General features: G+C 57.3%; 23 protein-coding genes and 3 tRNA genes. 15 read left to right on the forward strand and 11 right to left on the reverse strand.

Annotated elements, in window-relative coordinates:
• The first annotated feature begins 106 nt into the window (after positions 1-106).
• The 3 genes from rluD to clpB all read left to right on the forward strand — a co-directional run bounded on the left by rluD (position 107) and on the right by clpB (position 4509).
• Positions 107-1078: a 23S rRNA pseudouridine(1911/1915/1917) synthase RluD gene (gene rluD / locus ACWPW0_RS04085; RefSeq protein ID WP_454254508.1), complete on the forward strand. Its 972-nt coding sequence runs from the start codon at positions 107-109 to the stop codon at positions 1076-1078.
• Positions 1078-1821, forward strand: coding sequence for a peptidoglycan editing factor PgeF (gene pgeF / locus ACWPW0_RS04090; protein WP_454254509.1), 744 nt, complete (start codon positions 1078-1080; stop codon positions 1819-1821). The genes rluD and pgeF overlap by 1 nt, the downstream gene beginning before the upstream one ends.
• A gap of 123 nt (positions 1822-1944) precedes the next feature.
• Complete coding sequence (gene clpB, locus ACWPW0_RS04095) at positions 1945-4509, forward strand: ATP-dependent chaperone ClpB (protein ID WP_454254510.1); 2565 nt, start codon at positions 1945-1947, stop codon at positions 4507-4509.
• Positions 4510-4612: 103 nt separating this feature from the next.
• On the opposite strand, the gene ACWPW0_RS04100 is transcribed toward clpB, so the two are convergent.
• Together ACWPW0_RS04100 and ACWPW0_RS04105 are read right to left on the reverse strand one after the other, a co-directional pair.
• On the reverse strand, positions 4613-4957 hold the full coding sequence (locus tag ACWPW0_RS04100) for a PilZ domain-containing protein (protein WP_447589259.1): 345 nt from the start codon (positions 4955-4957) through the stop codon (positions 4613-4615).
• A complete protein-coding gene (locus tag ACWPW0_RS04105) occupies positions 4958-7318 on the reverse strand; it encodes a DUF1631 domain-containing protein (protein ID WP_454254511.1) in 2361 nt (786 codons plus the stop codon). It lies immediately after the preceding gene.
• Positions 7319-7531: 213 nt separating this feature from the next.
• Between ACWPW0_RS04105 and ACWPW0_RS04110 the strand changes: the two genes are divergently transcribed.
• The 3 genes from ACWPW0_RS04110 to ACWPW0_RS04120 all read left to right on the forward strand — a co-directional run bounded on the left by ACWPW0_RS04110 (position 7532) and on the right by ACWPW0_RS04120 (position 7775).
• Positions 7532-7607: transfer RNA gene (locus tag ACWPW0_RS04110), tRNA-Asn, on the forward strand.
• 10 nt (positions 7608-7617) lie between these two features.
• A tRNA-Pro gene (locus ACWPW0_RS04115) sits at positions 7618-7694 on the forward strand.
• 5 nt (positions 7695-7699) lie between these two features.
• Positions 7700-7775 (forward strand) — tRNA-Lys (locus tag ACWPW0_RS04120).
• A gap of 111 nt (positions 7776-7886) precedes the next feature.
• Here the strand turns inward: ACWPW0_RS04120 and ACWPW0_RS04125 are convergent.
• From ACWPW0_RS04125 to ACWPW0_RS04135, 3 genes are all read right to left on the reverse strand, one after another.
• Complete coding sequence (locus ACWPW0_RS04125; protein ID WP_454254512.1) at positions 7887-9185, reverse strand: NAD(P)/FAD-dependent oxidoreductase; 1299 nt, start codon at positions 9183-9185, stop codon at positions 7887-7889.
• 58 nt (positions 9186-9243) lie between these two features.
• Positions 9244-9417: a DUF3094 family protein gene (locus ACWPW0_RS04130; RefSeq protein ID WP_454254513.1), complete on the reverse strand. Its 174-nt coding sequence runs from the start codon at positions 9415-9417 to the stop codon at positions 9244-9246.
• Positions 9418-9583: 166 nt separating this feature from the next.
• On the reverse strand, positions 9584-10210 hold the full coding sequence (locus ACWPW0_RS04135) for a DUF1780 domain-containing protein (protein WP_454254514.1): 627 nt from the start codon (positions 10208-10210) through the stop codon (positions 9584-9586).
• An 85-nt stretch (positions 10211-10295) separates the two neighbouring features.
• Between ACWPW0_RS04135 and ACWPW0_RS04140 the strand changes: the two genes are divergently transcribed.
• The 4 genes from ACWPW0_RS04140 (at position 10296) to ACWPW0_RS04155 (ending at position 12183) form a co-directional block, all read left to right on the forward strand.
• Positions 10296-10718 (forward strand): GNAT family N-acetyltransferase, encoded by a 423-nt coding sequence (locus tag ACWPW0_RS04140; protein WP_454254515.1) that lies wholly within the window; start codon positions 10296-10298, stop codon positions 10716-10718.
• Complete coding sequence (locus ACWPW0_RS04145) at positions 10715-11182, forward strand: FAD/FMN-containing dehydrogenase (protein ID WP_454254516.1); 468 nt, start codon at positions 10715-10717, stop codon at positions 11180-11182. The genes ACWPW0_RS04140 and ACWPW0_RS04145 overlap by 4 nt, the downstream gene beginning before the upstream one ends.
• Positions 11179-11868 (forward strand): energy-coupling factor ABC transporter permease, encoded by a 690-nt coding sequence (locus ACWPW0_RS04150; RefSeq protein WP_454254517.1) that lies wholly within the window; start codon positions 11179-11181, stop codon positions 11866-11868. Before ACWPW0_RS04145 ends, ACWPW0_RS04150 begins: the two co-directional genes overlap by 4 nt.
• A 102-nt stretch (positions 11869-11970) precedes the next feature.
• The gene (locus tag ACWPW0_RS04155; protein WP_454254518.1) at positions 11971-12183 is read left to right on the forward strand and encodes a hypothetical protein; all 213 of its coding nucleotides are present in this window, start codon (positions 11971-11973) and stop codon (positions 12181-12183) included.
• Between the two features lie 65 nt (positions 12184-12248).
• Here ACWPW0_RS04155 and yacG read toward each other — a convergent pair whose 3' ends face one another.
• From yacG to pilB, 5 genes are read right to left on the reverse strand one after another with little or no spacing between them, the layout of a single operon-like run.
• Entirely contained in the window at positions 12249-12443 is a 195-nt protein-coding gene (yacG, locus tag ACWPW0_RS04160) for a DNA gyrase inhibitor YacG (RefSeq protein WP_447589275.1), read from the reverse strand.
• Positions 12440-13051: a dephospho-CoA kinase gene (gene coaE, locus ACWPW0_RS04165; protein WP_454254519.1), complete on the reverse strand. Its 612-nt coding sequence runs from the start codon at positions 13049-13051 to the stop codon at positions 12440-12442. The genes yacG and coaE overlap by 4 nt, the downstream gene beginning before the upstream one ends.
• Positions 13048-13920, reverse strand: a complete 873-nt coding sequence (locus ACWPW0_RS04170) for a prepilin peptidase (RefSeq protein ID WP_454254520.1) — start codon at positions 13918-13920, stop codon at positions 13048-13050. The genes coaE and ACWPW0_RS04170 overlap by 4 nt, the downstream gene beginning before the upstream one ends.
• Before the next feature lie 2 nt (positions 13921-13922).
• Positions 13923-15140: a type II secretion system F family protein gene (locus ACWPW0_RS04175; RefSeq protein WP_454254521.1), complete on the reverse strand. Its 1218-nt coding sequence runs from the start codon at positions 15138-15140 to the stop codon at positions 13923-13925.
• Positions 15141-15143: 3 nt separating this feature from the next.
• The gene (gene pilB, locus ACWPW0_RS04180; protein WP_454254522.1) at positions 15144-16844 is read right to left on the reverse strand and encodes a type IV-A pilus assembly ATPase PilB; all 1701 of its coding nucleotides are present in this window, start codon (positions 16842-16844) and stop codon (positions 15144-15146) included.
• Positions 16845-17071: 227 nt separating this feature from the next.
• Between pilB and ACWPW0_RS04185 the strand changes: the two genes are divergently transcribed.
• The 4 genes from ACWPW0_RS04185 to ACWPW0_RS04200 all read left to right on the forward strand — a co-directional run bounded on the left by ACWPW0_RS04185 (position 17072) and on the right by ACWPW0_RS04200 (position 21247).
• Complete coding sequence (locus ACWPW0_RS04185; protein ID WP_454254523.1) at positions 17072-17485, forward strand: pilin; 414 nt, start codon at positions 17072-17074, stop codon at positions 17483-17485.
• 348 nt (positions 17486-17833) lie between these two features.
• A complete protein-coding gene (locus ACWPW0_RS04190) occupies positions 17834-19225 on the forward strand; it encodes an O-antigen ligase family protein (RefSeq protein ID WP_454254524.1) in 1392 nt (463 codons plus the stop codon).
• 7 nt (positions 19226-19232) lie between these two features.
• Positions 19233-19970, forward strand: a complete 738-nt coding sequence (tfpZ, locus tag ACWPW0_RS04195; protein ID WP_454254525.1) for a TfpX/TfpZ family type IV pilin accessory protein — start codon at positions 19233-19235, stop codon at positions 19968-19970.
• Positions 19971-20084: 114 nt separating this feature from the next.
• A protein-coding gene (locus ACWPW0_RS04200) for an IS3 family transposase (RefSeq protein WP_454254526.1) occupies positions 20085-21247 on the forward strand; the annotation gives its coding sequence in 2 pieces (ribosomal slippage) (positions 20085-20340 and positions 20340-21247; 1164 coding nt in all).
• Between the two features lie 71 nt (positions 21248-21318).
• Here the strand turns inward: ACWPW0_RS04200 and nadC are convergent.
• Positions 21319-22167, reverse strand: a complete 849-nt coding sequence (gene nadC / locus ACWPW0_RS04205) for a carboxylating nicotinate-nucleotide diphosphorylase (RefSeq protein WP_454254527.1) — start codon at positions 22165-22167, stop codon at positions 21319-21321.
• A 293-nt stretch (positions 22168-22460) separates the two neighbouring features.
• Between nadC and ACWPW0_RS04210 the strand changes: the two genes are divergently transcribed.
• Positions 22461-24785 (forward strand): DUF1631 domain-containing protein, encoded by a 2325-nt coding sequence (locus ACWPW0_RS04210; protein WP_454254528.1) that lies wholly within the window; start codon positions 22461-22463, stop codon positions 24783-24785.
• The last annotated feature ends 23 nt before the right edge of the window (positions 24786-24808 follow it).

Raw genomic sequence — 24808 nt, forward strand, 5'->3', positions numbered from 1 at the left:
ACCGTCCTGTTATGATGGGCGCCCCGGAAACTCCGGGACAAAGACGCCGTATTTAACCACAGCGTGCAGCCGAAACCAAAAGCTGCACCACCCTCCGCAGTAGCCCATGTCCGAAGACGCCGTTCAGCTCATCCAACTTACCGCCGAAGTGCCTTCCGCACTGGGCGGGCAACGCCTCGATCAGGTCGCCGCCCAACTGTTCGACGAGTATTCGCGCTCGCGCCTGTCCAGCTGGATCAAGGACGGCCGCCTCACGGTCGATGGCGCCGTCATGCGCCCGCGTGACGTGGTCCACGGCGGTGCCGTGTTGACCCTGGACGCCGAGCAGGAAGCCCAAGGCGAGTGGGTGGCGCAGGATATCGCGTTGAATATCGTCTACGAAGACGAGCACCTGCTGGTGATCGACAAGCCCGCCGGGCTGGTGGTGCATCCGGCAGCGGGGCATGCCGACGGCACCCTGCTCAATGCCTTGCTGCACCATGTGCCGGACATCATCAATGTGCCGCGCGCGGGCATCGTTCACCGTCTGGACAAGGACACCACGGGCCTGATGGTGGTCGCCAAGACCCTGCAGGCGCAGACTCGCCTGGTCGAGCAGATGCAGAAGCGCACGGTCAGCCGGATCTATGAATGCATCGTCATTGGCGTGATCACCTCGGGTGGCAAGATCGATGCACCGATCGGCCGCAGTTCTGCGAATCGCCAGCGCATGGCGGTGATCGATGGCGGCAAACAGGCTGTTACCCACTATCGTGTGCTCGAGCGCTTCCGCTCCCATACCCATTCAAGGGTCAAGTTGGAGACCGGGCGTACCCACCAGATTCGCGTGCACATGACCCATGTCGGCTTTCCGCTAGTGGGCGACCCGCTGTACGCCGGGCGTTTCCGTATTCCGCCAGCAGCAAGTCAGACCTTGGTGCAAACGCTCAAAGAATTCCCACGCCAGGCGCTGCATGCTCGCTTCCTCGAATTGGATCATCCAATCACTGGCCTGCGCATGAAATGGGAATCGCCCCTGCCCGATGACCTGGTCTGGCTGCTCAGCCTGCTGCGCCAGGACAACGAAGCCTTCGTCTGATGCACACGCCTCTGCTGCACGAGCATCTGTTGCAGCCCGACTGGCCGGCACCAGCGCGAGTACGTACCTGTGTCACCACCCGTGCAGGTGGCGTCAGTCTCGCGCCGTATGACAGCCTGAACCTGGGTGATCATGTTGACGACGACGTGCTGGCTGTCACGGAGAATCGCCTCCGTCTGAAGAAAGCCCTGGGTTGCCAGCCTGCCTGGCTGCGTCAGGTGCACGGCACTCGGGTAGTCGAGGCGGATGTCACCGTGGTGGCCGAGGCCGATGCCAGCTGGAGTGCCACTCCCGGCATTGCCAGTGCCGTGCTGACGGCGGACTGCCTGCCCGTATTGTTTTGTGATCGTGCCGGCACACGCGTGGCGGCGGCACATGCCGGCTGGCGTGGCTTGGCTTCGGGAGTGCTGGAGAAAACCCTGGATGCGTTGGCCGTTCCGCCTGGCGAGGTGCTGGTCTGGCTTGGACCCGCTATCGGTGCGGATGCCTTCGAGGTGGGCGCGGAGGTTCGGGCAGCCTTTGTCGACGAGCATGCGCAAGCAGGCGTGGCATTTCGTCCAGGTGTCCTGTCGGGCAAGTACTTGGCGGACATCTACCAATTGGCGCGCATCCGCCTGGCTGCCTGTGGCGTCGATGCCGTATACGGTGGTGGCCTGTGCACGGTCAGTGATCTGCGCTTCTATTCCTATCGCCGTGCGTCACGCACCGGGCGCTTTGCTTCGCTGATCTGGCTGGCCGACTGATCCATATCAAGCGCTCTGCGCTTGAATCACGGAAAACTGTCCTCATCTACTCTTCATCTCGGCGGGCTTTTCGTTTCTGGGGCGCTCATTGCTCCGGTCCGCCTCATATAGGAAGGACCAACCATGCGTATCGATCGTTTGACCAGCAAGTTGCAGCTTGCTCTTTCCGACGCCCAGTCAGTGGCCGTCGGCCTCGACCATCCGGCCATCGAGCCCCAGCACCTGATGCAGGCCTTGCTTGATCAACAGGGCGGCTCGATCAAGCCTCTGCTGATGCAGGTCGGTTTCGACGTCAATAACCTGCGCCAGGCGCTGACCAAGGAACTCGACCAACTGCCGAAAATCCAGAACCCGACCGGCGACGTGAACCTGTCGCAGGATCTGGCGCGCTTGCTCAATCAGGCCGACCGCCTGTCGCAACAGAAGGGCGATCAGTTCATTTCCAGTGAGCTGGTTCTGCTCGCGGCGATGGACGAGAACACCAAACTCGGAAAACTGCTGTTGGCCCAGGGCGTATCGAAGAAGGCGCTGGAAAACGCCATCGTCAACCTGCGTGGTGGCCAGGCGGTAAATGACCCGAACGTCGAGGAGTCGCGTCAGGCGCTGGACAAGTACACCGTCGACCTCACCGCTCGGGCCGAAGAGGGCAAGCTCGACCCGGTGATCGGCCGTGACGACGAGATCCGCCGCACTATCCAGGTGCTGCAGCGTCGCACCAAGAACAACCCGGTACTGATTGGCGAACCCGGTGTGGGCAAGACCGCCATCGCCGAGGGCCTGGCGCAGCGCATCGTCAACGGCGAAGTGCCGGATGGCCTCAAGGACAAGCGTCTGCTGTCGCTGGACATGGGCGCGCTGATCGCTGGGGCCAAGTTCCGTGGCGAGTTCGAGGAGCGTCTCAAAGCGCTGCTCAATGAGCTGTCCAAGCAGGAGGGCCGGATCATCCTGTTCATCGACGAGCTGCACACCATGGTCGGTGCCGGCAAGGCCGAGGGCGCGATGGATGCCGGCAACATGCTCAAGCCGGCCCTGGCCCGTGGCGAGTTGCATTGTGTGGGCGCGACCACCCTGGACGAGTATCGCCAGTACGTCGAGAAGGATGCCGCATTGGAGCGCCGCTTCCAGAAAGTGCTGGTCGACGAGCCGAGCGAAGAGGACACCATCGCCATCCTGCGTGGCCTGAAGGAGCGCTACGAGGTGCATCACCGGGTCACCATCACCGATGGCGCAATCATCGCGGCGGCCAAGTTGTCGCACCGTTACATCGCTGATCGGCAGTTGCCTGACAAGGCCATCGACCTGATCGACGAGGCAGCCAGCCGTATTCGTATGGAGATCGACTCCAAGCCCGAGGCGCTCGATCGCCTGGAGCGGCGCTTGATCCAGCTCAAGGTCGAGGTGCAGGCGCTGAAGAAGGAGGACGACGAGGCCGCGCTCAAGCGCCTGGAGAAACTCCAGGAAGACATCGCGCGCCTGGAACTGGAGTACGCCGACCTGGAAGAGGTGTGGCTATCGGAGAAGGCCGAGGTACAGGGTTCGGCGCAGATCCAGCAAAAAATCGAGCAGGCCAAGCTAGAGCTGGAAGCGGCCCGGCGCAAGGGTGACCTCAACCGCATGGCGGAGCTGCAGTACGGGATCATTCCTGATCTGGAACGTAGCCAGCAGATGGCCGAGCAGCATGGCAAGCCGGAAAACCAGTTGCTGCGCAGCAAGGTCACCGAGGAAGAGATTGCCGAAGTGGTGTCCAAGTGGACGGGCATTCCGGTGAGCAAGATGCTCGAAGGCGAGCGGGACAAATTGCTGAAGATGGAAGGGCTGCTGCACCAGCGCGTGATTGGCCAGGATGAGGCCGTGGTCGCGGTGGCCAACGCCGTGCGTCGTTCGCGTGCGGGGCTGTCTGATCCGAACCGGCCGAGTGGCTCGTTCCTGTTCCTCGGCCCGACCGGCGTGGGCAAGACCGAGCTGTGCAAGGCGCTGGCCGAATTCCTCTTCGATACCGAGGAGGCGATGGTGCGCATCGACATGTCCGAGTTCATGGAGAAGCACTCGGTGGCACGCCTGATCGGTGCGCCTCCGGGCTATGTCGGCTATGAAGAGGGCGGTTACCTGACCGAGGCCGTGCGCCGTAAACCCTACGCCGTGCTGCTGCTCGACGAGGTGGAGAAGGCGCATCCCGACGTGTTCAATATCCTCCTGCAGGTGCTGGAGGATGGCCGCCTGACCGACAGCCACGGGCGTACCGTGGACTTCCGCAACACGGTGATCGTGATGACGTCCAACCTGGGCTCGGCGCAGATTCAGGAACTGGTGGGCGACCGCGAAGCGCAACGTGCGGCGGTGATGGATGCGGTCGGCAGTCATTTCCGTCCGGAATTCGTCAACCGTATCGACGAAGTGGTGGTGTTCGAGCCGCTGGGTCGCGAGCAGATCGCCGGCATCGCGGAAATCCAGCTGCAGCGTCTGCGCCAGCGTCTGGCAGAGCGTGACTTGAGTCTGGAGCTGACCACCGAGGCGCTGGACAAGCTGGTGGCGGTTGGCTATGACCCGGTGTATGGCGCGCGACCGCTCAAACGTGCCATTCAGCGCTGGATCGAGAACCCGCTGGCGCAGCAGATACTGGCCGGGACATTCGCGCCGGGTGCGCAGATCAAGGCGCGTGTGGAGGGCGAGGAAGTCGTCTTCGAGTAATGGTTGCTCGCCATAAAAAAGCCCCGCTTTTGCGGGGCTTTTTTATGGCTGATGGGCCTCGGAAGAGGGCATCAACTGCGGTCAAGTGAACGGTGTGGGCGCTTCAGTGGGCGGGGCGCATGAAGTGAAGTACGGTATCAAGGGCGGCGGCCTGATCGTCCGCCAGGTCAATGATGTGCAAGCCACTCCAGCCATGCTGACCATTGGCGCCAGGGCGGCTCCACAGGCAGTCGGCGCCCAGTCGAATTTCACCAATGGAGTCGACCGGCTCGTCAAGCACCAAGCGGCACTCCCAGACCGAGTCCACTTCGAGTGGTGCATCACTGAACAGCATGAGGCCTTCGGCGGATAGGTCGACAATGCGGCCCAGGCGTCTGCCCGAGTGCAGGTCGTACAGCTCCATGTTCAGCTCGGGGGTGTGGCGACTGTTCTGGCGACGATCGTCCATTCAGGCTCCTTGGCCGACTTCGGTGGCGCGTCCGGTAAAACGTTGCAGGACGCGATAGATGGCATTCAGTGCGCGGTCCACCAGGGGCGACTCACGCTCGAGGGTAACGATGCGGGCCAGCCCCTGTTCCATTTCACTGGCCAATTGCTTGATCGGTTTGAGCGTCGCACGCTGGCCGCTATGGTCGACAAACATATAGTTGTGGGTGGTCGGGCTGAACCAGGACAGCTTCAGTTGCTGTACCTCGTCGCCCTGGACGAACTCGAACCAGGTGCCGAACTCGACTTGCTGCAGTTCTTTGATCAGTGCCTGGCTTCGTGCCGATAAACGCCCGTCAGTCTTGATAGGGGCTGCCAGTGCGGCATCTTCGCCGAGCATGGCGCCCAGCGGGCTTTCCAGCAGCTTGGTACGGATCTGTTCGGCAATCTGTGGCTGTTTGGCTTGCACGGCATGTTGGCAGGCCACGATATCCTGAAGCAGACGACGTATACCGTCCTCGTGGTATCCGCCGAGCAGCTCCAGGCCCTTGCGCAATTCGTCTAGCAGACTCACGCGAATCGACTGCAGGCGCGCGCGACCTTCGTTATCCAGCAGGGTGCCGCTCCAGGCAAGCTGCTCCGCTACCGCGCCAGCTTTTTGCCACTCATTGCTGCGTTCGCCATGGCGCAGCAGCACGAAGACCAGCACATCGCTCCAGGTGAGTTCGAGGAAGTTGCGGATGATGCCAGGCAGCTCGCGGTTCGCCAGGGCCTGATTGATGACATCGACGGCCTGTTGGCGTGCGCCGAGCAGCTTGTCGCGGCCTTTGGCCGCTTCCACCGCACGGCGTTCGCGCAGCTCGACCTTGTGCTTGAGGGTGGCGACATACTCATTGAACTCTTCGAGCAGGGTGTCGAATAGCTGCAGTTCGCCGGTGAAACCATGAATGACCCGTTCGACCACCCAGTGCATCTTTGCCAGCAGGCCGCGCTCATCGCCCTCGCTGCCATAGAGCACACCGGCCTGGGCCATGGCGTTGAGCAGGCGGCGGGCTGGATGGTGGTGCTGGGTGAACAGTTCCTTGTCTTGCAGGGCTACGCGCAGGTAAGGCGTGTGCAGGTGGGAGAGTGCGGTCTTGCAGGTGTCCGGCAGGTTTTCGTCATCGAGGATGAAGTCGAACAACATGCCGACCAGGTCGATCACGTCAGCTTCCTGGTTGGACAGCTTCTGCTGGCCCGGTTTGGGGCTGTGGGTATCCAGTTGCTGTTGCAGGTCCGCCTTGAATACGTCAACGGATTGCGGGCGTTGCATCAGTTGGCTGAGGTCATGAGCCGATTGTTGTTGCAGGCGGTTCAAGGCATCAAGCAGTTCGCTAGCGCTGTAGGTACTCTTTGCCCCGCTTGGCGAGAAGCTGGCCATGCTGCGTGTGCCGCCAAGCAGTGGTGCGTCGGCGTTACGTTCGCGACGCTCACGGAGCAGGGTCGCCAGGCCGCTGAGCAGTTGCGCTGGGTCCAGGGGTGGCTGGCCGTTGAGGTCGACTAGGTTGCTGGCATTGTCGGCAAGGTTGGCCAGGTTATCGCTACCTGCCAACGTGGTTGGCGACAGGCGAGCCCCCGAATTGTCCGTCTGGTCGCCCTTGGGCAGTGCATTTGTGCTGGGGCGAGCTGGGTTGGGATTGCGCAGAGCACTGAATTTCAGATTGGGCAGGATGCCTGCATCGATCAGTCGCTTGTTCAGCGCGTCGTACAGCGATTCCAGATTTTGCATTACATGCTGATCGAAGAGCGTATAGAGCACGATCTTGATTTGCAGCGGGAAGGGGTGAGGAGCCAGCGCTTCGCGAAACGCCTGGGCAATGGCGACCGGGCCGAATGGGTTGGTGCCTTCACTCAGTTTCTGGCCGTTGTTGAGCAGGGCCAGGCGTTGTTCGAGGGCGAAGAGTGGTTGAGCGCTGCGGGCCTTTACCCGGCTGACCATGTTGGTCACCTGCAGGCTTTCTTCATAATCTTCGTTCTGCACCAGCGATAGTTGCTCGGCATCCAGGGCCGTGGGTGCTTCGATGGGCTTGAGCTTTCCATCGAGGAAGTCAGAGAAATGCTGGGCGATGCGCTGGTGGTAGCTGCGCTCGATGAGAGGGCGCTGCTTGCGGATTTCGCGCATGTTGTCGAAGAACAATGTTTGTACGCCATTGTTTTCGGCTTTTTCCGCGCACTCGAAGAGTGTGTCGTCGACCTGGCCGAACAGGCCCGTCAGGTGCTCTGCAAGCCGGTTCATCACCAGCTTTCTGCAGTCCTGCACCAGCTCACCGAAGCGGGGCTGTATACCGCGGCTGGCAAGGCTCGCAGGCCTGTGCCGATTATCTGGCGTGTCGGAGGCGCTCATTGACGATCCTGTGCAGGGCTCCTATGCCCACGCATCCTTATGTGATGAACAACATGATATAGACATATAGTCGCTTGAGGTAAGACGGCAAGGCTTTGTTAAGAAAGTGATTTTGAGGGTTGACAGGGGCGCGCGGAACCGTAAAATGGCGCGCCTCTGATACGGGAAACGGCGAAAGCCACAAGCCAGTAGAAGAGCTGGAAAGTGATAAGTTCCGCGATAGCTCAGTCGGTAGAGCAAATGACTGTTAATCATTGGGTCCCTGGTTCGAGTCCAGGTCGCGGAGCCAACTTTCTTATCGGGGTATAGCGCAGTCCGGTAGCGCGCTTGCTTTGGGAGCAAGATGTCGGGAGTTCGAATCCCCCTACCCCGACCATTTTTGGGTCGTTAGCTCAGTTGGTAGAGCAGTTGGCTTTTAACCAATTGGTCGTAGGTTCGAATCCTACACGACCCACCATGTATCCCGGTTTAACCGGGAAACAAAGAACCCGCCAAGTGCGGGTTTTTTGTTGTCTCGATTTTGTCGTTGAGTTGTGCCGCGCATGACAGGCATGCGCGGCGCTTTGGGTCAGTGCAGCTTGAGGCGCGGCTCCGTGCTGCGGCCGATGCGGTCGCTGAGCATCAGTAGCAGGGTGCGGAAAGTGCCGTACAGGGCCATCTGGTGCATGCGGTACAGCGAGATATAGAACATCCGCGCCAGCCAGCCCTCGAGTTTGACGCTGCCCATCAGGTTGCCCATTAGGTTGCCGACCGCCGAGAAGCGTGACAGCGAAATCAGCGAGCCATAGTCCTTGTAGTGGAAGGTTGGCAGTGGTTTGCCCAGCAGGCGATGGGTGAGCGATTTGACCAGCAGTGAAGCCTGCTGGTGGGCTGCCTGGGCGCGCGGTGGGATGGTCTTGTCACTGCCGTCACCCACTGGGCAGGCGGCGCAGTCACCGAAGGCGAAGATGTTGTCATCCAGTGTGGTCTGCAAGGTCTGGCGTACCAGTAGCTGGTTGATACGGTTGCTTTCCAGTCCGTCCAGCTCCTTGAGCAGAGCGGGTGCGCGAATGCCGGCTGCCCAGACCTTGAGGCTTGCTGTCACCTCAAGGCCATTGGCGGTAAGCAGGGCGTGCTCGGTTACTTCGCTAACGGCTGTGCCGACCAGGACGGTAACGCCGAGTTTTTCCAGGGTCTGGTGTACCGGCTGGCTGATGCGCTCCGGCAGGGCGGGAAGCACTCGTGGTCCGGCCTCGATCAGTGTGATGCGCATGTTCTGCGGCTGAATATTGTTCAGGCCGTAGGCGGCCAGTTCGTGGGCGGCGTGGTGCAACTCAGCAGCCAGTTCTACACCGGTTGCGCCAGCGCCGACGATCGCCACGCTGATCTGCCCGTCGTCGGTCTTGCCGGCATGCGCGCGCAGATAGTGGTTGAGCAGTTGCCGGTGGAAGCGCTCGGCCTGTTCGCGGGTATCGAGGAAGATGCAGTTTTGCGCTGCGCCCTGTGTGCCGAAATCGTTGGTGGTGCTGCCAATGGCGATGACCAGGCTGTCATACGTCAGTTCGCGCTCGGGGAGCAGCTCCACACCTTCTTCGTCCAATGTGGCAGCCAGGCGAATGCGCCGTTGCGCGCGATCAAGTCCACTCATGCGCCCCAGCTGGAATTCGAAATGGTTCCACTTGGCCTGGGCGACGTAGTTCAGCTCGTCTTCCGATGAGTTCAGCGAGCCGGAGGCGACCTCATGCAGCAGGGGCTTCCAGATGTGGGTCAGGTTGGCGTCGACCAGGGTGATGTTGGCTCGGCCACGTTTGCCCAGGATTCTACCCAGGCGGGTAGCAAGCTCCAGGCCGCCGGCGCCGCCGCCGACGATCACGATACGATGGGTCATGGGGGTGTCTCATAAGGCTAGGAAATCCTGGGCGCCAACAGGGCGAGCGCTAAGCGGCTCATAGCACCAGTCTGGCAAGGAGGCGGCTCAGTATGCCGAGCGCAACGACCGAGAGGAGGATCACCAGCAGCAGGCGCCAGACGCGGAAGGGCTGACGTTCGACTTGATGCTGAGGTGTGCTCAGGTATTGGTCGACGCGTTGCTGGTCTTCGGGGTTCAAGCGGCTGGTCATGGCGGTGCCTCGCAAGAATATGCAGTCATTCTAGCCCGTAGGCCGGATAACGCGAAGTGCGCATGCCAAGCTGCTGGATTCATCCGTGGGCACCAGCGAGGTGTCCCTGCCCGTTCCCTCGATATATGAGTGCCTGTGGGAGCGGACCATGCCCGCGATGACGCGTCTACAGGCCGACACCCACATCGAGCAGGATGCTGCGGCCCAGGTTGTGGCGTAGGAAGCTGGGAGCATCAGCATGGGCAAACAGCACGCGCGCATAGGTCGGCCCGACCAGTGCTAGCGAACGCCAGCCTTGACGGAGGTATTCACTAGGTGGAGGGAAGTGTGTGTTGAAGTCAGGGATTTCACGCTTGAAGTTGATGTAGGCCAGCAGATCCAGCTCGCCTGGGTCGATGCCGCGCTCCTGGTAGTTGTGTGCCTTCTTGCGTAGCGTAGGTGCCAGCCGAGCCTGCAGTTCGGCGGTGGAGATATGCCGTTGGCGTGGCTCGCGCCGTAATAGTTGGCTGAGGCTCAGGGCGCTGCGGCGGCGTTCCAGCTCGGCGCGCCATTCGTCATTCAGGCGCCGTCCCTGGTCCAGTACGAAAAATACTTCGAAGTTGGCGTCGCGAAATTGCACGTCAGGCGGTTCCTGCGCGGTGCTGAACTCTTCTTCTCGGTAAGGTACGTTGAGGCTGGATAGCAGGCGCTGGCAGACCCAGCGCTCACGCTCCCACTTGCGCGCATTGGAAAGGAAGGCGTTGGCCTGCTCGGCCTGCCGAGTCAGCAGGCGTAGGTAGTCGGAGTCATCCATGGGGTCAGCATAACGGCAAAGTTCGGCGCCACTGAAGACGATTATTGGCCGGTGTACACTGCGCCTCCCGTTCAGGATACGTGTAATGCCAATTCGCTCAGTCGTTCCCGCCGATCATCCGGCGTTGTTTGCCTTGTGGCAGCGGACACCGGGGATTCAGCTTCGAGCCGAGGATGAGTGTGGGCCTTTTGCCGCTTATCTGGCGCGCAACCCGGGTCTTAGCCTGCTGCACGAGCAGGATGGGCGGGTGGTCGGTTGCGTGCTTGTAGGGCACGACGGTCGTCGAGGTTATCTGCATCACCTGGTCGTGGACGAGCCATGGCGCGGACAGGGATATGCTCGTGTCTTGCTCGATGAGGCGCTGTCGCGATTGGCCGGGTTGGGTATAGCGAAGAGCCATGTTTTCGTACTGGACGATGCCGCCCAGGCGCTGGCCTTTTGGCAACACCAGTGCGGGTGGCTGGTGCGGACGGATATCCAGGTATTTTCCACGGAGAGTCATCAATGAAGGCGTTATTGGTCACAGTGTTGTGCATGATCGCTGGTCTGGCGCAGGCCGTGCAGGTGGGCGATAGGCTCGCGCCCTGGACGCTGCTGGACCAGTTCGATCAGCCCTATAGCCTTGATGATGATGCGCGCGTACTGCTGGTGGCGCGCAACATGGTCGGCGCCAAGTTGGTGGATGGCGCGTTGCAGGGCAAGCCCGCCGGCTATCTGGATGCACGTCATGCCATCTTCCTCGCGGATATCAGCCGCATGCCGAAACCCATTGCCAGCCTGTTCGCGGTTCCCGCCATGCGTAAATACGACTACCGGGTTCTGCTGGATCGTCAGGCCAGGGTTGCCGTTCGCTACCCTGTTGAGGCAGATACCGTGCTCTGGCTTGATGTGCGCAATGGACAGATTGAGGCGCTGCGTAGCTTCACCGACGTGAACGCCCTGGCTGGCGCGTTGGAGCAGGCCGGGGAATGATCGCCGCCGAGCTGTTGTCCTCGTTCAGTCTCTGGCTGGGTTGGCTGATCTATGTGCCGGCACTGTTCTGGGCGGTCTGGCGCACGCCCTGGGTAGAGCTGTTCAGTGATCAGCGTCGACAGCATCTGCTATTCGGTACCGTACTTGCGCTGTTCCTGCTCTGGCTGGTGCGGCGGGATTTTGCTTCGGGCCTGTCCTTCCATTTCATTGGCATGACGGCTGTCACGTTGCTGCTGGATTGGCCGCTGGCCGTGCTTGGCGGGTTCGCTGCCCAGTTGGCGTTGTTGCTCGTTGGCCGGCAGGAGCTGGCCGCGCTGGGCGTCAATGGCATTCTGCTCGTCTTGATTCCGGTGGCGGTCACCGAGTTCTTCGCTGTGCAGGTGGAGCGTCGGCAGCCGCGCAACCTGTTCGTCTACATTTTTTGCTGCGGCTTCTTTCCGGCAGCACTGGCTGCGTTGTTGTGCTTGTTGGCCGGGCTTGGGGTGCTGTGGCTCGATGGCCTGTATGTAATGCCGCCCTGGCTCGAGGACTTCATCGGCTACCTGTGGCTGGTGATGTTTCCTGAGGCATTCATCAACGGCATGGTGGTTACGGGGCTGGTGGTGTTCTACCCGGATTGGCTGGAAACCTTCAATCGTACCCGCTACCTGGCTGCCCCCTGGAAGGACGACAACAAGCCGCGTTGATGGTGAGAGCTTCAGCGTTTCTATCGGTGGGCTCTGCTTGATACAGATCAACGGCTTTGTCCGCTATAACGTCACCCTGATGAAAAGTGCGGAGGTGACGAGATGGGTGTGCATGACTGGGCCAGGCAGGAGATCGAACAAAGCGTTGCGCGGGCCCGAGAGCAGGGCTTCGACACGGTAATGAGCTTGCGTGCGCTACTCAGCGCCATCGTGGCGAGTAATGGATCTGTGCGAGAGGTTGGTGATCTGGCGGCTGAGCTGCAGTATCTCGCCGAGAACCTGGATGACCGAGATTACAGCTTCATGAGGCCGTAGGCTGCGTTACTCACCAGTTGTCGGCGCACTGTGATCGTGCGCTGCACTGGCAGTAATAGGCGAACTCAATGCTCGCGTGGAGGCAACTCGCCAGAGAACAGTTCATCCTCGAGTGGATCACCTGGAATGGCATGGGCCTCGGCGGCCCAGGCGCCGAGGTCGATCAGCTTGCAGCGCTCGCTGCAAAAAGGGCGGCTTGGGCTTTTCGGGCCCCATTCGACGGGAGCGCCGCAGGTTGGGCAGTCCACGGTGGTACTCATGATTGTCCTCCGCTCAGGGTCAGGTAGAAGCGATGAAGCCGCTCGACTTCACTGCGTAGCCAGGCTGCATCGCGGTCATTCAGCAGCACATCGTCAGCATGGCGCAAGCGTTCCTCGCGGCTGGCCTGCACCTTCAGGATGGCTCGGACCTGCTCTTCCGGGCTCTGGTCGCGTTGCATGGTGCGTTGTACCTGCAGGTGTTCTGGGGCATCCACCACTAGAACGCGCTGAGTCATCTGCTTCTGTCCCGACTCGATCAGCAGCGGCGACACCAAGATGGCATAGGGTGATGTCGCCTTAGCCAGGTAATCGCGAATCTCGTTGCCGATCAGCGGATGCAGCAGGCTTTCCAGCCAATGTCGCTGTTCGGCATCTTCGAAGATCAATTGTCGTAGCGCCGCTCGGTTCAGATGGCCGTCGGCTTGCAGCACCTGAGGTCCGAAATGCTCGACGATGCGCTCCAAGGCAGGCCGCCCCGGCTCGACGACCCAGCGCGCGGCGTGGTCCGCATCGACAAGGTGTACGCCCAAGTCGATAAAATGCTGTGCTGCTGCGCTTTTGCCGCTGCCAATACCGCCGGTCAGCCCAAGAATCCAGGGGTTGCTCATTTGAATCCGGCAAATTGCAGATAAGTTGCCGTTATTTGATCACCCCAGAGCAGCGCAATCCAGCCGGCAATGGCCAGATACGGACCGAAGGGGATCGGGGTGCTGATTTCCTTGTTGCGCAGCCGCAGCATTATGACGCCCAGCACTGCGCCCACCAGGGAGGATAACAAAATGGTCAGCGGCAAAATCTGCCAGCCACCCCAGGCGCCAAGCATGGCCAATAGCTTGAAGTCGCCATAACCCATGCCTTCCTTGCCAGTCAGTAATTTGAACAGCCAGTACACCGACCACAGGCTCAGATAGCCCGCCACGGCTCCCCACAGGGCATCTTCCAAGTTGGCGAACAGGCCGAAGGCGTTAACGATCAGCCCCAGCCATAAGAGGGGTAGTACCAGATCGTCGGGCAGCAACTGATGGTCGACATCAATCAGACTCATCGCCAGCAGGCCCCAGCTCAGTACAAGGATCGCTGCTGCCTGCCAGCCGAAGCCGAAGTGCCAGGCCACATAGGCAGACAGCAGGCCGCAAGCCAGCTCGACCAGCGGGTAGCGGTTGCTGATGCGAGTTTTACAGCTTGAGCATTTTCCACGCAGGAACAGGTAGCTGATGACCGGAATGTTTTCCCAGGCCTTGATCTGATGCGAACAGTTCGGGCAGGTGGAGTGGGGGAAGATAAGGTTGAACTGCTCAGTTCTGGGTTTGGCAGGTAATTCGAGAATTTCCCGAGCCTGAGCGCGCCAGTCTAACTGCATCATCTTTGGTAGGCGGTAGATCACTACATTGAGAAAGCTGCCTATTAATAGGCCCAGAATCAATACGCATAAAACAAAGGCCGGTAAGTTGCCGGCCATAAAGTCGATCACTTGCATGATTAAACAACAGAGCCCATTTGGAAAATTGGCAAATACATGGCGATGACAAGGCCGCCGACCAGTACGCCAAGCACCGACATGATCAACGGCTCCATCAGACTGGTGAGTCCATCGACCATGTTATCAACCTCTTCCTCATAGAAAGTAGCCACCTTGTCTAGCATGCTGTCTAGCGCTCCTGACTCTTCCCCTATTGCGGTCATTTGCAGTGCCATGCTGGGAAATACATTGGTAGTACGCATGGAGAAGTTCAGTTGCATTCCTGTGGAAACATCCTGCTTTACCTTATTTACTGCATTCCTGAACACTACATTGCCTGTCGCCCCGGCTACTGAATCTAATGCGTCAACTAAAGGAACGCCTGCAGCGAAGGTTGTGGCTAGTGTGCGAGCGAAGCGAGCAACTGAGGACTTATAGATAATGTCCCCTACGATTGGGAGTTTTAGTGTTCCACGGTCGACGCTGTTGCGGAATCGCTCAGATTTTTTATGTGCTGTATTCAGGGTGAATATAGAAGCACCCATGCCAAGAATAATCAGGAACCACCATTGTTGAAGAAACTCAGAAAGACCTATCACCATAAGGGTAAATGCTGGTAGTTCGGCGCCGAACCCTGAAAAAACCTGCTCAAACTGCGGTACAACCTTAATTAGTAGGATGGCTGAGACAATCAGTGCTACCAAGATGACTGCAATGGGATAATTCATTGCTTTCTTGATCTTAGCTTTGAGGGCTTCGGTTTTCTCTTTATAGGTAGCTACACGGTCTAGTAACGTTTCCAGGGCACCAGCTTGTTCACCTGCGTCCACCAAGTTGCAATACAGATCGTCAAAGTATTGAGGTTTCTTACGTAAGGAAGCTGCGAAGCTGTTACCAGCCGCAACCTCTTGTTTTATGTCGTCAACCAGCTTGCGCATGCTGGGGTTTTCGAAGCCTTCTCCAATGATTTCGAAAGCGGTCAGTAAGGGAACCCCAGCTTTTATCATGGTTGCCATCTGTCGTGTGAACAGAGCAATATCCATGGGCTTGATCTTTTTCCCTGTACTGAACAGGGACATGGACTTCTTACGGACCTTGGTTGGATTGATCCCTTGCTTGCGCAGTTGCGCCTTGACCAGGGCAGGATTTTGCCCGCCGAGCTCCCCTTTGACTTTGGCGCCTTTTCTGTCTGTGCCTTCCCAGCTAAAAATACTGGTTTTTAAAGCTTTTTCCGCCATGGGTTAGTCCTTGGTCACGCGGTTGATTTCCTCGAGGCTGGTAATGCCCTGCATTGCTTTGAGCAGGCCTGAGCGACGCAGATCATTAAAGCCGTCCTTACGTGCCTGGGTGGAAATATCGATAGAGTTCCCTTCCTCCATAATAAGGCGCTGGAGAGCGGGCGTGATTTTAACTACTTCATAAATCCCGACACGCCCCTTATAACCTCCCTTGCAATTATCACAGCCTACCGGCCCGTATATCTTGAAACTGCCGATTTCGCTTTCGCTAAAGCCTTCCTTCAGCAGTACGTCATGGGGTACGTCCACTGTTTTCTTGCATCCCGGACAGAGCTTGCGCGCCAAGCGCTGTGCAATGATCAGGTTAACCGAAGTAGCGATGTTGAACGCGGGTACACCCATGTTGCGTAGCCTGGTCAGGGTCTCTGCTGCACTATTGGTATGCAAGGTAGACATAACCATGTGACCAGTTTGCGCGGCCTTGATGGCAATTTCGGCGGTTTCCAGGTCGCGGATCTCGCCGACCATGATAATGTCAGGGTCCTGCCGCAAAAAAGCGCGTAATGCCTGAGAAAAGTCCATACCCTGCTTGGGGTTGACATTAACCTGGTTGATGCCTTCTAAATTTATCTCTACAGGATCTTCGGCTGTAGAGATATTCACATCCACAGTGTTGAGGATGTTTAGGCCTGTATACAGAGACACTGTTTTGCCCGAACCTGTGGGGCCGGTGACCAGAATCATGCCCTGAGGTTGCTTCAGGGCATTCATGTACAGTTCTTTCTGGAAGTCCTCGTAACCCAGGGCATCAATACCCATCTGTGCGCTGGTGGGGTCCAGAATCCGCATCACTATCTTCTCACCCCACAGGGTAGGCAGGGTGTTGACGCGAAAATCAATGGACTTGGTCTTGGAGATTTTCATCTTGATACGCCCGTCCTGTGGCCTGCGTCGCTCGGAAATATCCAAGCTGGCCATGACCTTTAGGCGTGCTGAAATGCGGGGCGCCAATTGAATCGGGGGGCGTGCAACCTCATGCAGAATTCCGTCAGTACGGAAGCGCACTCGATAAGCTTTCTCGTAGGGCTCAAAGTGTAGATCGGACGAGCCACCCTTTATGGCATCCAGTAGCATTTTATTGACAAAGCGCACCACGGGAGCGTCATCAGCGTCGTTATTGGGCCCGTTATCCTGCTTGTTCTCATCGACACTTTCTACGTCCACTCCATCTAAGTCGACATCGCCTAGGTCTTCCAGGCCACTATTGGCACTGTCAAAGAATTTCTCGATGGCATCGCCCAGCTTGTCGTCTTCCACCAGCAGAGCTTCGGTGGTCAGGCCGGTGCTAAATTGAATGTCAGTAACTGCTTGGTGGTTGCTGGGGTCGGATATACCGATAAACAGCTTGTTGCCCCTGCGCCATAGCGGCAGCACGCGGTGTTGGCGAATCAGCTTCTCACTGACCAGGTCACGGGGTTGAGCTTCTTTGTCGACACTGGAAAGGTCGAGCAGTGCGATGCCGAACTGTTCGGCCGTTAGGCTGGCAAGGTCACGACTTTTCACTAATTTGTTCTGCACCAAATAAGTGACCAGCGACAGTTTGTTACGCTGAGCCTGTTGGTGGGCTTGCTGGGCGGTATTTTCGTCGAGCAGGTTGGCCAGCACCAGTTGCTTGGCCAGGCCAGTCAGGGCAATGTCATTCATGCGCGTGAGGGGTCCTGAAGTAGACCTGCGTTATAGCCTAGATGGACAGTCCTGCCAAACGTCGAGGCTGGGGGTGACGTAAAATGTCACAAGGTGCGAATTAAGGTGATCTTACCGCATGTGTGTTGGCAGCAAAGTCTGGCATGTAAGCGGTATTGAGGCTTGGCACACATTCTGCTAGCCAATTGATTAGGCTCTCTGCCTGCACACTTTCTTAGGAGTCTTACATGAAAGCTCAAATGCAAAAGGGTTTTACCCTGATTGAACTGATGATTGTAGTTGCTATCATCGGTATTCTGGCTGCTATCGCACTGCCTGCTTATCAGGATTACACCGTTCGCTCCAACGCTGCTGCTGCCTTGGCCGAAATCACCCCCGGCAAAATTGGTTTTGAGCAGGCTGTGAATGAAGGTAAAACACCAACAACTACTGCGACTGATCCAGGCTATATTGGCATCGGTGCTGCTACTTCTTATTGCAACGTGACCGTGACCGCTACCGCTATTCAATGTGCCACGATAGGTGGTAATGCTACGAATTTTAACACGAAGAGAATCGACTTGAACCGCGATGCGGCAACCGGTACGTGGACATGTGCTTCCACGCTTGACGCAAAATATAAGCCTGGTAAGTGCTCCTGATTTAATTCGGTAGAGAAAGAGCGGCTTAGACCGCTCTTTTTTTATTAGCGCTCGTTTTAGGTGGTGTGATTTCTCTCTGGTGGCGCAAGGTTAGTCATTAATATTCTGTAGTAACCGTTTTTCTGCTTAACTAAAATTGTTCTACTGTCTGATGTCTTCGAGTTAGTCGCTGATGAGGTTTTTATCAGTTTTGGTGTGGTTGCTGGCTATTGAGGTGGGCTTTTTTTGAGGGCTCAACAATAAGCTGAGGGTGTCCCCTAGTGTATATAGGGGTATGCTGATTTAGGCGGTCAATGTAAGTCGGAAAATTTCTTTGAACTATGTTAACGATACATTGAGCGGCGCAAAATGATCCTGATCAAAAATAAGGAAGTTCTGGCCGCGACTTTTTTTTTTCTTGTTTTCTCTAGTACTAGCCTTAGTTATTGGTTGCTTGATTATAGTTGGCTTGAGCAGCAAAGAATCACCCAGTTACTGCTAATAACTTTTGCTGCAATTGCTCTCCTGTTTGGCTATGTCCGTCAATCCGAAAACATTGGCTTGCCAGGGGGCTCGCTGCTGGTGGCGCTTCTTCTGGGGCTGATTTCTGCTCTCTTTTCTCAGTATCCAGAGTGGGCGTTAAAAGAATGGGCTAAGTACACTGCAAGTATTGCATTGATTGTATATCTTGGCCATGTTTTACGCCAAACTGCTGCTCAGCAGGTAGTGCTTTTTATTTTACTATTCACTTCTGCCGTCTTGGCTCTGCAGTTTTTGGCTTTTTATCTAGCCTCTTTTTTTGCCGGTACTCGTCATGTCAGTCCTTATTTGATGTATCCCGGATTCGATAATCCTCGATTTTATGGCCAGTTCCAAGTAATTATGATTCCCATTTTGCACGGTCTTTCATTTCAAAAAGGCTGGAGCAAAAAGTTATTTAGTCACCAAATTATTTATCTAGTGCTTTTGCTTCAGTGGAGTATTGTCTGGGCGCTGGGGGGGCGTGGGGTTGTCGTGGGGTTGGGTATGGCTTGTCTTGCCATGTTATTAATGACGGGGGCACGATATAAGGCATTGCTGTTGCAGTTTTTGGCATTTTCCATAGCAGGGGTGGTGCTTTACTTCTTATTGTTCTTTTGCATTCCGGGGTGGGCTGGTCTGGCTAGGGATATACCCTTCGATTTGAGGTTTGATCTTTCTAAGCGAGATATATTGTGGTTGGGCGCTTGGGAAATGATCCGTGCGGATCCTTTCTTTGGTGTTGGACCTTTGCATTACGCTTCTGTGTGGAATCACATTGCTGCTCACCCGCATCAGGTAGTTTTACAATTCCTTGCTGAATGGGGAGGGGCTGCAACATTACTGTTCTTATTCAGTGTGGTGGTGGGCATGCTTCGCGGGTTGCAGGTGATCCGTAAAGATATGTGTGGAATGGATGCGGCGCTATGGATGGTGTTGCTGGCTTCATTGGCACTGGCCCAGGTCGATGGAGTATTCGCCATGCCCTACACTGAAGGCTGGCTGGCTGTTATAGCTGGCTTGGCCTTGGCGCGTTGGGGGGGGCTTATGGGAAGGGGCGGCATGGCGCGCTCGTTACGGCGTGGCATATTTTGCATGCTATTACTGCTGGCAATACCGATCATTGCAAGGGTTTTGCTTGTGGATGTCCCGGTGCTGCATGCGAGCGCTATGAGTTTCTATGAGCGGTACAGTATTGGTAGTCCGCCCAGATTCTGGGATCAGGGCTGGATCCCCATGTGAGGTCTGCATGATCAATCCGCGTATCAAGGCGTTTGTTATCCACCTGCTGCTTTCGGCGTGCTTGGGTCTGGCAGTTGTTTATCTAGTGTTCTTTGTTTGGTACCCCGCCCCGTTGCACGCCGCGGTAGGGGTCACCAAGATATTTCTATTGTTGATGGGCATTGATGTGGTTTTAGGGCCTTGCCTTACCCTGCTGGTTTATAAGCGGGGCAAGAAGTCTCTGGCTATGGATCTCTCGATAATTTGTGCGCTCCAGTTTGGAGCGTTGCTGTATGGGTTGCATGCCATGGCTGAGGGGCGTCCTGCATGGCTGGTGTTCGTTGATGATCACTTCCAGTTGGTGCGTGCCAATGAGGTTGATGGGCGCAGGCTGAGCGAGGCCAAAGCGGAGTATCGAGATCCATCATGGGCGGGGCCGAGGTGGGTATTTGCCGTCGAGCCTGAAAACATTGCCGAGAAAAATGATCTACTTTTTGAATCCGTGTTTGCTGGTGTAGGAATTGCGCAGCGCCCCAATCTCTATCAGCCCCTGAGTCTTGCTGAATTTTTTGTGCAAAAGGCAAGAAAGCCTTTGGCTCTACTTAAGGAGTACAACACTCAATCTTCTGTCGAGGCTATTCTTGGCGCTTATCCTGAGGTAGATGGCTGGGTACCCTTAAAGGCTAGTCAGCGAGATATGGTGGTCCTGCTTAAAAAAGGTAGTGGTGAAGTGATTGCTATTGTTGATGCTAAGCCTTGGGACTAGATTGCGATCATTCTGAGGCTTTGTCTGTGCAGAACGCTGTATGGTCTGTTGTAGTGGTCTACTGACCCCGGACACCCATTTATGGCGAGAATACTCGCCATAAAGAGGTGTCTGATGACCAAGCAACGTCGTACGTTTACGCCCGAGTTCAAGCACGAGGCAGCCTGCCTGGTGCTCGACCAGGGCTACAGCCATATCGAAGCAGCCCGTTCGCTTGGGCTGGTTGAGTCGGCCCTGCGCCGATGGGTTAGCCAGCTCCAAGAAGAGCGAAACGGTATTACCCCGGCCAGCAAAGCGCTGACGCCCGAGCAGCAAAAAATTCAGGAACTGGAAGCCCGGATCAATCGCCTGGAACGGGAAAAGTCGATTCTAAAAAAGGCCACCGCGCTCTTGATGGCCGAGGAGCACGAGCGTTCGCGTTGATTGATCAACTCCGCGCCGAAGAGCCGGTGGATCTGTTGTGCTCGATATTTGAAGTCTCCCGTTCCTGCTGCTACGCGCACTGCTGCAAGCACCGATCTCCGGACGTTGAACGGCTGGTTTTGCGCAGCCGTGTGAACGAACTATTCACCCAAAGCCGAAGCGCAGCAGGTAGCCGGAGCATCATGTTCATGATGCGTGAAGACGGGGTCGAGATTGGGCGATTCAAGGTGCGCAAGCTGATGAGCGAGATGAAATTGATCAGCAAGCAGCCCGGTTCGCATGCTTACAAAAAGGCGACGGTGGAGAGGCCGGATATCCCGAACGTACTGGATCGTGCATTCACCGTATCGGCACCGAACCAGGTCTGGTGCGGTGGCATTACATACGTTTGGGCCCTAGGTCGTTGGCACTATGTAGCCGCTGTGATTGATCTATTTGCCCGGCGCGTAGTGGGCTGGGCGCTTTCATCGAAGCCTGATACCGACCTGGTTATCAAAGCGCTGGACGTGGCCTATGAGCAACGAGGTCGACCGCAAAATGTGCTGTTCCACAGCGACCAAGGCAGCCAATATGGGAGCAGAGGTTTCCGTCAGCGACTGTGGCGTTACCGGTTCAAGCAGAGCATGAGCCGACGCGGAAACTGTCATGACAATGCGCCAATGGAGCGGTTGTTTCGTAGCTTGAAAACGGAGTGGGTGCCAAGCGTGGGTTACATGAGTGCTGCGCTGGCACAGCAGGATATCGGTCTATTTTTGATGCAGCGGTACAACTGGCAGCGGCCACATCAATTCAATGGCGGGCTACCGCCCGCCGTTGCGGAAGAAAAACTTAACGCAGTGTCCAGGATTAGTTGACCACTACAAAAGTGTCCGTGTTAACGGGGTAGAATCCCCCCCCCCGCCCTCCTTGTGCGCTAGGGGTTTGGCTATAAACTTAATCTCATCGACAAATCCACCGCCTTCACATCCTTGGTCATAGCACCAATGGATACATAATGCACTCCCGTTGCGGCGATAGCATGCAAGGTGCTTTCGTTGATGCCGCCAGAGGCCTCCAACTTTGCGCGGCCTGCAGTAAGGGCTACCGCGGTGCGCATATCGTCCAGGCTAAGTTCGTCGAGCATGACGATGTCGGCGCCTGCCTCTAGAGCTTGTTTCAGCTCATCCAGACTCTCTACTTCAATTTCTACCGGCTTACCCGGTGCAATCTTGTGCGCGGCGTTAATGGCTTGGGCGATGCCGCCGCAAGCGGCGATATGGTTTTCCTTTATAAGGAAGGCGTCGTAAAGACCGATGCGATGGTTGTGGCATCCGCCGCACGTTACTGCGTATTTTTGTGCAAGGCGCAGGCCGGGTAGGGTTTTGCGGGTATCAAGCAGTTTGACCTGGGTGTCTTTGACCATATCTGCGTAGTGGCGAGCGCGGGTGGCGACGGCGGATAGGCTTTGTAGGAAGTTGAGCGCGGTGCGTTCGCCGCTGAGCAGGGCGCGAGCGGGGCCTTCCAGATGGAAGAGGGCTTGATTGGCGCTGACTTGCTCTCCGTCGGCGACTTGCCAGTGCACCGCGACACGTGGATCCAGCTGACGAAACACTTCGTCGACCCAAGCTGTGCCGCAGATAATTGCGTCTTCGCGGGTGATAATGGTGGCGTGGGCCAGGCGTTCTTCAGGGATGAGCTGGGCAGTGATGTCGCCGCTACCGATATCTTCGCGTAGGGCGCGGCGGACGTTGGCGTTTATTTCTGCGCCGAGATCGGCAAGGATGAGGTTGGGCATCGCGGCCTCCACGTTCAGGTGCGGCGATTATAAGGAGTGCGCGCAGTCTGTGTTACAGCTGTACGTGGATTTGGCATCTATCGGCGCTCCAGGTGTATTTTGTAGGACTGACTTGCTCATCTGTGATCTGGGTCATGTCTATGGCAAAGGTGACTTGGTCATGCTCTACTCCTCCCTATAATGAGATTGGCCATGAAGTTTGACGCCAAGCCCTTGACGTTACGGATGACGCACTCGTTGATCGTTTGCAGGTCAAACAGCCTTGAAGATGGGCTACCTGCGGGAGACTCGTAATGCAGACCGACGCGAAAGTGGTGCACCTGAACAAGGTCTCCTCCCCGCATTCGCCAAATTCGCCGGCAGGAAGGCTACCCGTGGCGTTGACTCACGTGCGCGACAAGGCTGCCCAGCAGCTCAAACAAACGCTCCAGGCACTGTTCGATAATGCGGATGACACGCTGTTCGAAATGGCCGACCGCGCAACCAGCAACGCCGAGCAAAATGCGTTCTTCGAAGCCATGCGCGAGTTGCGTCTGAAGCGCAAAACCATCGAACGCGGGTTTCTGCAAAAAGTCTTCGAAAGCTTCGCCACTCTCAATCAGTATGAAATCGGCAAGGCACCGCAGCTTGACGTGGCGTCTGTCGACAGCCTGAGCCTGGTCAACAACGACACACTCGAAGAAACAGTGGCGTTGGATTCCATGGTTGCACGTGTGATGAATCGTGATGCAACCGCGCTGAGTCATTTGACGACCCGTTTCAATGCCATGCTCACCCAGAAGGTGGATGACAAGAGCAATCCACTGGGTCCGCGTCGGCTATGTGAGCAGTTTCTGGATGCCTGTACCTGTCTGGGTGTAGAGATCCGCGTCAAGCTGATCATTCTCAAACTGTTCGAGAAGTATGTACTGGCGGATCTGGATCAGCTTTACGCCGTGGCCAATACCCAGCTGATCGAGGCAGGGGTACTTCCCGAGTTGAAGTCAACGCCGCCAGCTCGGAGGCCGGCAGGGCGTATCCCAGCTGTCAGTCGTGGTTCGCGGGAGGTTTCTGTTGAAGGTCAGCCTGCTGCCAGCTACTCCGAGGAGAGCATGCAGGAGGTATTTGGTGCGCTGCAGGAACTGCTGTCGGAGGTGCGTGGTTCGGCGGGAATGCCGCGTCGCGAACTGCCGGCCGGAGCTGTGCCCATCTCCAGTAATGACCTGATGCGTTTGCTGTCGCATATGCAGCAGCGGTTGCCGGTCGGCGTAGTCGATGACGGTGACGATTTCGACTTGCGCAATCAGCTTGAGCAATTACTCTCCCGTGCCAGTGCTAAAAGCGGCAAGGCACGTGTCGTCGGCGAAGTCGATGAAGATGTCATCAACCTCGTGTCCATGTTGTTCGAGTTCATCCTCGATGACCGGACGCTGCCAGACTCGCTCAAGGCGTTGATCGGACGTCTGCAGATTCCGATGCTCAAGGTTGCGGTGCTGGACAAGACCTTCTTCAGTCGCGGCAGCCACCCTGCACGCCGTCTGCTCAACGAAGTCGGTACCGCTGCCTTGGGTTGGAGTGCGCACGATGATGCGCAGCGCGATAGCCTCTACCAGCGTATTGAGCAGGTGGTACAACGCCTGTTGAATGACTTTACCGATGACCCGACGATCTTCTCTGACCTGCTCGCCGAGTTCCTGGCCTTTACTGGTGATGAGCGTCGCCGCAGTGATCTGCTCGAACAGCGGACACGGGATGCGGAAGAGGGGCGCGCCAAGGCCGAGTTGGCTCGCCAGCACGTCGAGCAGGCGCTGAATGCTCGCCTGCTGGGCAAGACGCTGCCAGAGGTAGTGGTACGTCTGCTACAGGAAGGCTGGAGCAAGGTGCTGCAACTGACCTGCCTGAAGCATGGCGTGGATTCCGAGCAATGGCAGGTTGCCTTGGCGGTGATGGACGACCTCGTTTGGAGTGTCGAGCAGCACGAAGAACCCGAGGATCGATTGCGCCTGCTGGAACTGGTGCCCAACCTGCTCAAGGCCCTGCGTGAAGGCTTGGCCAGCGCGGCGATTGATCCTTTTGTTACCAGTGAATTCTTCAGCCAGCTGGAATCCGTGCATGTGCAGGCATTCCAGCGCTTCAAGCGCGCAGTAGTCGAGGAACCGCCGGTTGTCGCGGAGGCTGCGGTCGATGGCGAAGCAGTCGCCGAGGCGCTCATCGAGGTGGGCGCACTGGATATCCCGGTGATCGATCTGGAGCCTGAGCGCGAGGCGCCGGTGATGGTCGAGGTCATCGAGGAAATCGTGCTGCTGGCGCCAGGTGAGAACCGTGAGCGTGAGCCTGAGGCTTCCCTGCCGGATGATGACGAAGCGTTGCAGCAGGTTGATAGCCTGCGTGTCGGTAGCTGGGTCGAGATCATGGAGGATGAGGAGCACAAGTTGCGTTGCAAGCTGGCTGCGGTTATCAAGCCGACGGGCAAGTACATCTTCGTCAACCGTACGGGGATGAAGGTGCAGGAGAAGACCCGGATGGGGCTGGCAGTGGAGTTCCGCCGTGGCGCTATTCGCATGCTCGACGATGCGTTGCTGTTCGACCGGGCTCTGGAGTCCGTGATCGGGAACCTGCGCCGACTCAAAGGCGCCTGAGCACAACCAGTAACGACAACGCC

This window comes from Pseudomonas sp. Marseille-Q8238 (genome assembly GCF_965111915.1).